Here is a 7,429-nt window from a genome sequence, read left to right on the forward strand (position 1 = left end):
GCCTGGTCGGTGACGGTCACCAGCAGCGCCGCGAGCAACGAGGAGACGAGCAGCCCGCCGACCGCGACGGCGGCGGCGAGTCTCGGGGTGTACGCTCCGTCCGCCGACCCCGGTTGCGGGACCGCGTGTCCTCGCGTCGGGGGCCGGCACTCCCCTTACTGCGGGCCCCCTGGGAGGGTCACGAGGACCGCGCGGTCCCGGTCCTTCAGAACGTGAAGACGCTGCCGCCGTGGGCGCTCTTCACGCACTCGTTGGCGAAGGTGCGCTCGTAGGAGACCCGCTGCCCCCGCCACACACCGTCGACGGTGACGACCACGGGGTCGTACTGCTTGGTGCACTTGACGCCGCTGCCGGCCGTCAGGGCGTCGAAGTCCCCGTCGACGGAGCGGAGTTCGGCGCACGCCGACGCCGCGGCCGGGTGGGTCCCGGAGGCGGTCGGCGCGCAGGTCAGGGTGACCGCACGGGCCGGAGTGGCGAGGCTCGCGCTCTCGCCGTGCCCCACGGTGAGCACCAGGGCCGTGGGAGCGTAGAGCGAGGTCGGGGCGGTGGGCGGGGCGGCGAGGGCGGTCCCGGTGAGGGGTCCGCAGACGGCGGTGGCCGTCAGTCCGAGGGTCGCTGCCCAGCGCGCGGTGTTCCGCATTGTGTGCATCCTTCCGCTGATTCGAGGGTGTGCCGCCGACCGGCTCGATCGGTGCCGGAGGCGGCGAGCGCGAGTCTGCCGAGTCCGCCGTCGAAACTCACATCGGACCCACAGGTTTCAGTAACCTTGCGTATTGAATCAGTGGCGCGAAGTCACGGAATTCGAACGCTTCGACCCCCGAACTGAGCGGTTCTTGATCGCCGGATCGGGCCCGATGGCCGGATTCCCCCCGTTCGGCAATAGGCCTGAAACATTCCGCTTCTCTCGCATTCAGCCCTGAGCGCACCCCTGGGCGACCCCTTGTGTTCATGTTCGGGCGGAGTAATGGTGATTACATGATTACGACAGAGCAGCGAGAGAAACTGCGCGGCTGGTTCGCCGGCCGCCTCCCCGACGACCTGTTCGAGGAACTGGTCGAGGTGACGGTGGACCGCGAGGAGATCACGGTGATCGGCCGGATCCCCGAGCCCCGGCTGGCGGGCGACGCCTCGGACGCCGAGCGGAAGGCCGCCGTCCAGGGCCGGAGCCAGGAGTTCCGGGAGCGCACCCGGGACGCCCGGATCGCGGTGGCGCGGGACGCCGAGCACCGGTTCGGCCGGAAGGTCTCCTGGGGCGTGGTGTGCGGCACCGAACGCACCCTGTTCACCCATGTCGCGGCACCCGTGATGACCCGGCTGCGCCAGCCCGAGCGCCAGGTCCTGGACACCCTCGTCGCGGGCGGTGTCGCCCGCAGCCGCAGCGACGCGCTCGCCTGGTGCGTGCGCCTCGTCCAGAGCCACACCGACGACTGGCTGGCCGAACTGCGGGAGTCCCTCGAACACGTCCAGCGGGTCCGCGCCCAGGGACCCGACGCCGAACCGGAGGACACACCGGCCGACGAGACCTGAGGGAGGTGCCGCGCACTGACCGGCCCGGGCGATGCCGCCCACGGCCTCGCTGTCAGCCCCCTCCGCTACGTTCTCGGCATGACCAACTTCGTACTTGTGGCAGGCGCGTGGCTCGGCGCGTGGGCGTGGGAAGAGACGGCTGCCGGACTGCGTGCGGCCGGGCATGAGGTCCATCCGCTCACCCTGTCCGGACTCGCCGAGAAGCGCGGTGTGCCCGCCGGCCAGCAGACCCATGTCCAGGACATCGTCAGTGAGGTGGAACGGCTCGACCTGCGGGATGTCGTCCTGGTCGGGCACAGCTATGCCGGCGTACCGGTCGGCCAGGCCGCGGAGCGTATCGGGGACCGGTTGACCCGGGTGGTGTTCGTCGACGCGAACGTCCCGGTGGACGGGGAGTCGTCCCTGTCCGGCTGGTCCAGCGAGGAGGTGCGGGAGGCGATCGAGGCCCACGGGTTCTGGCCCGTGCCCGGCGCGCCCGACTTCGCGGGTCAGGGCCTGACGGACGAGCAGATCACCCGGATCCTCGACGGCGCCACCCCGCACCCCGGTGCCACGGCCACCGAACCGGCCGTTCTCACCCGGTCCCTCGGCGATCTGCCCGCCACGTACGTCAAGTGCCTGCTCGACGGCGACGAACCGCTGCCCGCCGCGGCCGAACTGCTCAAGAGCGAGCGCTGGGAGCGGGTCGACATGGACACCGGCCACTGGCCGATGTTCTCGCAACCCGCCGAACTGGCCCGGATCCTGGACCGGGCCGCCAGAACCTGATCCCCCTCCGCAGGCCCACCCCCCCCCGTGGGCGGACCTGCGCTTACTCGCCAGTATCGTCAGGGAGCAGCGCGTTCTCAGCGACGAGAGGCGGGACGTCCCCATGGCCAAGCACTGGGCGGACTTCCAGTACGAGATCTATCTCAACGGGATGTCGGGCGCCGTCCCGCGCCTGCCCACCGATCTGACCCGGCTGGAGGAGCTGACCGAGCAGCGGCTCGGTCCAGGGCCCGTCGGGTATGTCGCGGGGAGCGCCGGTGACGGCAGCACCGCCCGCGCGAACCGGGCGGCGCTGGAGCGGCGTCGGATCGTGCCGCGCATGCTGCGAGACGTACACGCGCGTGATCTGTCCGTCGAGGTCCTCGGCCGGGCCCTGCCCGCGCCGCTGGCCCTCGCGCCGGTCGGGGTGCTGTCGATCATGCATCCGGGGGCCGAGCCGGCCGCCGCCCGGGCCGCCGCCGCGCAGGGCGTGCCGTACGTCCTGTCGTCGGCGTCGAGCACGCCGATGGAGCAGGTCGCGGAGGCGATGGGGGACGCCGAGCGCTGGTTCCAGCTGTACTGGCCGAAGGATCCCGAGGTGGCCCGCAGTTTCCTCGACCGGGCGAAGGCGGCCGGGTTCACCGTGCTGGTGGTCACGCTCGACACCCCGTTGCTGTCCTGGCGTCCACGCGACCTCGACCAGGCGTACCTGCCGTTCCTGCACGGCGTCGGCACCGCCAACTACTTCTCGGATCCCGCCTTCCTCGCGGGCCTGGCCAAGCCGGTGCACGAGGACCTGAACGCCGCTGTCCTGCATTTCGTCGGCATGTTCTCGGACCCGGCCAAGACCTGGCCGGACCTGGAGTTCCTCCGGGAGAACTGGGACGGGCCCATCGTCCTGAAGGGGATCCTGCACCCGGACGACGCCCGGCTCGCCGCCGACGCCGGGATGGACGGTGTGGTGGTGTCCAACCACGGGGGACGCCAGATCGCGGGTTCACTGGCCGCGGCCGACGCGCTGCCGCGGGTCGCGGAGGCGGTCGGCGACCGGCTGACCGTCCTGTTCGACAGCGGCGTCCGCACCGGCGACGACGTCTTCAAGGCGCTGGCGCTCGGCGCCCGGGCGGTGCTCGCCGGACGGCCCTACGTCTACGGGCTCGGACTCGACGGGCAGGCCGGCGTGGAACACGTGATCCGCTGCCTGCTCGCCGAGTTCGACCTCACCCTCGCCCTGTCGGGTCACGCCGTCCCGGCCACCGTGGGCCCCGCCGACCTCGTGACGGAGCCGCACTGAGCGCGGCCCCGCGGGTCGCCGGGTTCCACGGTGGCCGCCGGCCACAAGGACGACGGCTCCCGTCTCGCGTCAGATCCGGTCCGTCAATTCAGCCGACCGCGCCGACGGCTTCTGCGTCCCGGTGATGGACAGGGATCCCGGGGTGGCCGTCGACGTCGGGTCGGTCAGCCAGCGCTGCTCGGTGGAACCGTCGCGGACCTTGACGACGACGTCGGCGCCCGCGTCGTCGTCGGTGAAGGTGACGGCGAGCTTGTCGTCCCAGCGGGGCAGCACCTCCCCCCGTACGGTGAGGTCGTAGCGCACATCGTCGGCGCGCTTGTCCTTCGCGTCGGCGCAGCCGCCGAGGACCACCACACCGGCGTCCACGTGCGAGTCCAGGCACAACGCGGGCTCGGCCACGCTGCGCAGCAGCCCGTCGTTCTCGTACGACCACTGCTGGGTCGCCGCGGTGGAGCACTTCGCCAGTTCGGTCCCGGCCCCCTTCTTCGGCTTGCCCGTGATGTCGAGGCACAGGTCGGCGTCGGCGCTGCGCAGCCTGGTCCGGCCCGGGGCGGCGGGGAGCCGGGCGGTGCCGGAGGATGCCGTCGGCGGGGACTGGGGTCCGGTGTCCGGACCGCCGAGGCCGCCGTTCGCGCTGGTGGAGGCGGCCGGGTCGACTCCGTCGTCCGTCGACCAGAGGCCGGCCACCAGCACCGTCGCCAGCAGCCCCGCGGAGGCGAGACCGACACCCGTGAGCAGTGTCCGCGAGGAACGGAGGCCGCCCGGGATCCGGCGGTGCAACGCGGGTGCGACCGGGGTGCCGGTCAGGAGGCGGCGGCGGCCGCCACCGTGCCGGGCGGCGCCCCGCGCCCCCTCCTCGGGCCCACCGCGGCCAGGACGGCTGTCGAGGTAGCGGCGGGCACCCCAGCCGATCACCGCCTCGGCGAGCATGACCCCCAACCCGCCCTCGAAATAGCTCAGCTGTTCGGCGGCGTTACGGCAATAGCGACATTCCCCCAGATGGTGCTGGACATCCGGCAGCAGTCCCCCGCCCCTGCGAATCGGAACGTCGAGGAGGCGGTTGTAGAAGCGGCAATCCTTGGTCGGCGCGAGTTCCCGATGGGCATGTACACATCCTTCACGGAATTTTTCACGCGCCTGTTCGAGTGCCGCCGACGCGGTGTCGATATCCATGCCGGACAGTGCCGCGGGGACGGTTATGGGCTCCGCCTCCACCTCCACGTGCCACAGCACACAGCGGGAGAGTGCGGGAAGAGCATGAAATGACCGCTCGGCGAGCTTGCGGTTTTCCGGCGTCATGGACTTCGCCGTACGCATCGCGCGGGCGCCCGCGGGTTTGTCGAGGTCCGGCAGAACACCGGATATGCGGTCATCGGCGACCCACTGCCGGACCGTGTCCCGCACGGCCAGCAGCAGCCGGGGACGTAACGCCATCGCCGTTTCGCCGACGGCCAGCCGGTCGAGGACCTGGTGGAAGGCGGCGGCGGTGGCCAGGGAGGCGCTGTCGGCGGAATCGCCGAGACAGATCGCCGCGTACTCGTGGGCCGGCCGCCAGTGCCGGGCCATCAGCAGCGCCACGGCGGGGCTGCTCTCCCGGTCCGGGCGCCCTCTGAGTCTCGCGCCGAGGCTGTCGTCGGATTCTTCCGGAGGCCCACCGGACGGGGGGTAGGGGGGACGAGGGGGGTGGGGGGTGGACACGGAGCGGATTCCTTCCCACGCGCATACGGACACAGAAGTTCTGGTCGCCGAAAAGGAGCCCGGGGAGTGCGGCACCTTTCGGGCGCGGGCGCGGGGAGCGCGAATTCACCAACGTCCATCCGTCCCGGTTCCCCACGGGACGAATGCCGGCCGGCCCTTACCCCCACGCCGGTGCTTCACCCTTGCACAAGTCACTCATGACCAACAAGGCACTCGGGCAACCTGCACATCATTGAAAGAAAGTCAGATACGGCGCGAGCTCTGCGCCAACTCGTCAGTCCGGCACGGCATTTCGGCATTGCATGCGCCCCGTGTGAAAATCGCGCACGCGCCGGAGCGCCACGCACGGTCCCGGCGCGGTGGCCCGCGTAGTGCACTGGAGGCGGCCTTTCCTCGGAGGCCCCGCGCAGAACGGCGGCTCTTCTGTGCGACGACGGCCGCCGACCCCGATCCTTCCGCCCTCGGTCGGCGGCCCCGAGGACGGTGCGGCATGTGCCGCCAGGGACGTCAGATCTGCCAGGAGCGCAACCGGTCGGCGGCGCCGTACACATCCGTCTTGCCGGAGATCAGGTCGCGGGCCAGGTCGACGAGAGCGCCGTAGGGCGGGTCGATGCCGACGTCGCTGACGAACATGTACGCCACGGCCGTCGCACAGGCGAAGCGGGCGTTGGCCGCCGGCAGCGGCTTGAGCAGGGCGAGGGTGTGCAGCAGGGCCGCGGCCCGCCAGGCCGGGTCGGAGTCCACCCCGAGGCGCGGCGGGTCGACACGGTGGCGGGCGACGGCGGCCACCAGCGCGGAGAAGTCGTTGACGGTGGGCTGGTCGGGCAGGACCTCTTCGTGGCGCTGGAGCAGCCAGGGCACGTCGATGTGGACGACAGGAGCCATCGGTCAGGCGACCCGCCCCTCGCTTCGGCTGTGTGGTTCGTCCTCGGGGAAGGCGGCCGCGAACTCGTCGGCGTGCGAGGCGAAGAACCGGCGGAACGCCTCGGCGCCCTCCTGCAGGGCCCGGTGCCGGGCGATGTCGGCCGCGGCTGCCTCACGCACCAGTGCCTTCATCGACGTACCGCGTTCCTTGGCGATCTGCCGCAGGTCCTCCAGCTCACGGTCGCTGAATTCCACGTTCAGAGCAGGCATGACCCCACGGTACCGCGCGGGTACTCACCCGTAAATACCACCAGGTCAAGGCATGGTGCGTGCGGTACCAAAGGATCGGAAACACCAGGTCCGATTCCCGCCGGACGCAGGGCCGCGCCGGCCGCAGACTCGGGAGGGAGGACACCGACGGGACAACACCCGCACAGGACGGGGAGGAGGGGCGGACCTCATGACGCTCAGTACCGAGGAAGCCGTACGGCGGGTCGACGGCACCGACTGGGCCGCGCTCGCCGAGGACCTGGACACGCACGGCTGCGCCACCACGGCACAACTGCTGACGCCCGCCGAGTGCCGCGACCTGGCGGCGCTGTACGAGAAGCCGGAGCTGTTCCGGACGACGGTCGACATGGCACGGCATCGCTTCGGCTCCGGGCAGTACCGCTACTTCACCCACGACCTGCCCGGCCCGGTCGCCGCGCTGCGCGAGAGCCTCTATCCGCGGCTGCTGCCGATCGCCCGGGACTGGGCGGCCCGGCTCGGCCGCCCGGCGCCCTGGCCCGACTCACTGGGCGCATGGCTGGAGCGCTGCCACGCGGCCGGGCAGAACAGGTCGGCGCAGATCCTGCTGCGGTACGGCGAGGGCGACTGGAACGCACTGCACCGCGACGTGTTCGGGGAGATGCTGTTCCCGCTCCAGGTGGTCGTCGGCCTCGACGCCTACGGCGCCGACTACACGGGCGGTGAGTTCCTGCTGGTGGAGCAGCGTCCCCGCGCGCAGTCCCGCGGCACGGCCACCGCGCTGCGCCAGGGTCACGGGCTGGTCTTCACCACCCGGGACCACCCGGTGCGCACCCGGCGCGGCTGGTCGGCGGGAGCGATGCGGCACGGGGTGAGTGTCGTGCGCTCGGGCAGCCGGCACGCCCTCGGGATCGTCTTCCATGACGCGTCCTGAGCGAGGCGGAGTGCGCCCCGGCCGCCCATGAGCGACCAGGTCAAGATCCGTGGTCAGCGTGTTGAGCTCGGGGAGATCCAGACGCGTCTCGCCGAGCTGCCCGGTGTCGCTCAGGC

Annotated in this window: 8 protein-coding genes; 4 read left to right on the plus strand and 4 right to left on the minus strand. The window is 71.7% G+C overall.

From position 1 onward, the window contains the following. Positions 1-205: 205 nt before the first annotated feature. Positions 206-640 carry a protease inhibitor gene (locus ABZ027_RS42685; protein ID WP_356778431.1) on the minus strand — a complete coding sequence of 145 codons (435 nt, stop codon included), beginning with the start codon at positions 638-640 and terminating at the stop codon, positions 206-208. Between the two features lie 335 nt (positions 641-975). Between ABZ027_RS42685 and ABZ027_RS42690 the strand changes: the two genes are divergently transcribed. The 3 genes from ABZ027_RS42690 (at position 976) to ABZ027_RS42700 (ending at position 3,568) form a co-directional block, all read left to right on the plus strand. Then, a complete protein-coding gene (locus tag ABZ027_RS42690; RefSeq protein WP_356778433.1) occupies positions 976-1,527 on the plus strand; it encodes a hypothetical protein in 552 nt (183 codons plus the stop codon). 78 nt (positions 1,528-1,605) lie between these two features. After that, positions 1,606-2,295, plus strand: a complete 690-nt coding sequence (locus ABZ027_RS42695; RefSeq protein ID WP_356778435.1) for an alpha/beta hydrolase — start codon at positions 1,606-1,608, stop codon at positions 2,293-2,295. Positions 2,296-2,398: 103 nt separating this feature from the next. Continuing rightward, positions 2,399-3,568, plus strand: coding sequence for a lactate 2-monooxygenase (locus tag ABZ027_RS42700; protein ID WP_356778437.1), 1,170 nt, complete (start codon positions 2,399-2,401; stop codon positions 3,566-3,568). 69 nt (positions 3,569-3,637) lie between these two features. Here ABZ027_RS42700 and ABZ027_RS42705 read toward each other — a convergent pair whose 3' ends face one another. The 3 genes from ABZ027_RS42705 to ABZ027_RS42715 all read right to left on the minus strand — a co-directional run bounded on the left by ABZ027_RS42705 (position 3,638) and on the right by ABZ027_RS42715 (position 6,400). Further along, entirely contained in the window at positions 3,638-5,266 is a 1,629-nt protein-coding gene (locus tag ABZ027_RS42705; RefSeq protein WP_356778439.1) for an RICIN domain-containing protein, read from the minus strand. A 507-nt stretch (positions 5,267-5,773) separates the two neighbouring features. Next, positions 5,774-6,151, minus strand: a complete 378-nt coding sequence (locus tag ABZ027_RS42710; RefSeq protein ID WP_356778441.1) for a toxin Doc — start codon at positions 6,149-6,151, stop codon at positions 5,774-5,776. Between the two features lie 3 nt (positions 6,152-6,154). Beyond that, positions 6,155-6,400: a hypothetical protein gene (locus ABZ027_RS42715; RefSeq protein WP_356778443.1), complete on the minus strand. Its 246-nt coding sequence runs from the start codon at positions 6,398-6,400 to the stop codon at positions 6,155-6,157. Positions 6,401-6,590: 190 nt separating this feature from the next. On the opposite strand from ABZ027_RS42715, the gene ABZ027_RS42720 reads away from it, so the two are divergent. Further along, positions 6,591-7,313 (plus strand): 2OG-Fe(II) oxygenase, encoded by a 723-nt coding sequence (locus ABZ027_RS42720; RefSeq protein ID WP_356778445.1) that lies wholly within the window; start codon positions 6,591-6,593, stop codon positions 7,311-7,313. The last annotated feature ends 116 nt before the right edge of the window (positions 7,314-7,429 follow it).

Origin of the sequence: Streptomyces sp. NPDC006332, from assembly GCF_040612855.1 — a bacterium.
Lineage (GTDB): Bacteria > Actinomycetota > Actinomycetes > Streptomycetales > Streptomycetaceae > Streptomyces.

Excerpts from the sequence above, each read along its gene's own strand:
- ABZ027_RS42695 (WP_356778435.1), top strand. The coding sequence starts at position 1,606 with ATGACCAACTTCGTACTTGTGGCAGGCGCGTGGCTCGGCGCGTGGGCG.
- ABZ027_RS42710 (WP_356778441.1), bottom strand. The coding sequence starts at position 6,151 with ATGGCTCCTGTCGTCCACATCGACGTGCCCTGGCTGCTCCAGCGCCAC.
- ABZ027_RS42690 (WP_356778433.1), top strand. The coding sequence starts at position 976 with ATGATTACGACAGAGCAGCGAGAGAAACTGCGCGGCTGGTTCGCCGGC.
- ABZ027_RS42685 (WP_356778431.1), bottom strand. The coding sequence starts at position 640 with ATGCGGAACACCGCGCGCTGGGCAGCGACCCTCGGACTGACGGCCACC.
- ABZ027_RS42700 (WP_356778437.1), top strand. The coding sequence starts at position 2,399 with ATGGCCAAGCACTGGGCGGACTTCCAGTACGAGATCTATCTCAACGGG.
- ABZ027_RS42715 (WP_356778443.1), bottom strand. The coding sequence starts at position 6,400 with ATGCCTGCTCTGAACGTGGAATTCAGCGACCGTGAGCTGGAGGACCTG.
- ABZ027_RS42720 (WP_356778445.1), top strand. The coding sequence starts at position 6,591 with ATGACGCTCAGTACCGAGGAAGCCGTACGGCGGGTCGACGGCACCGAC.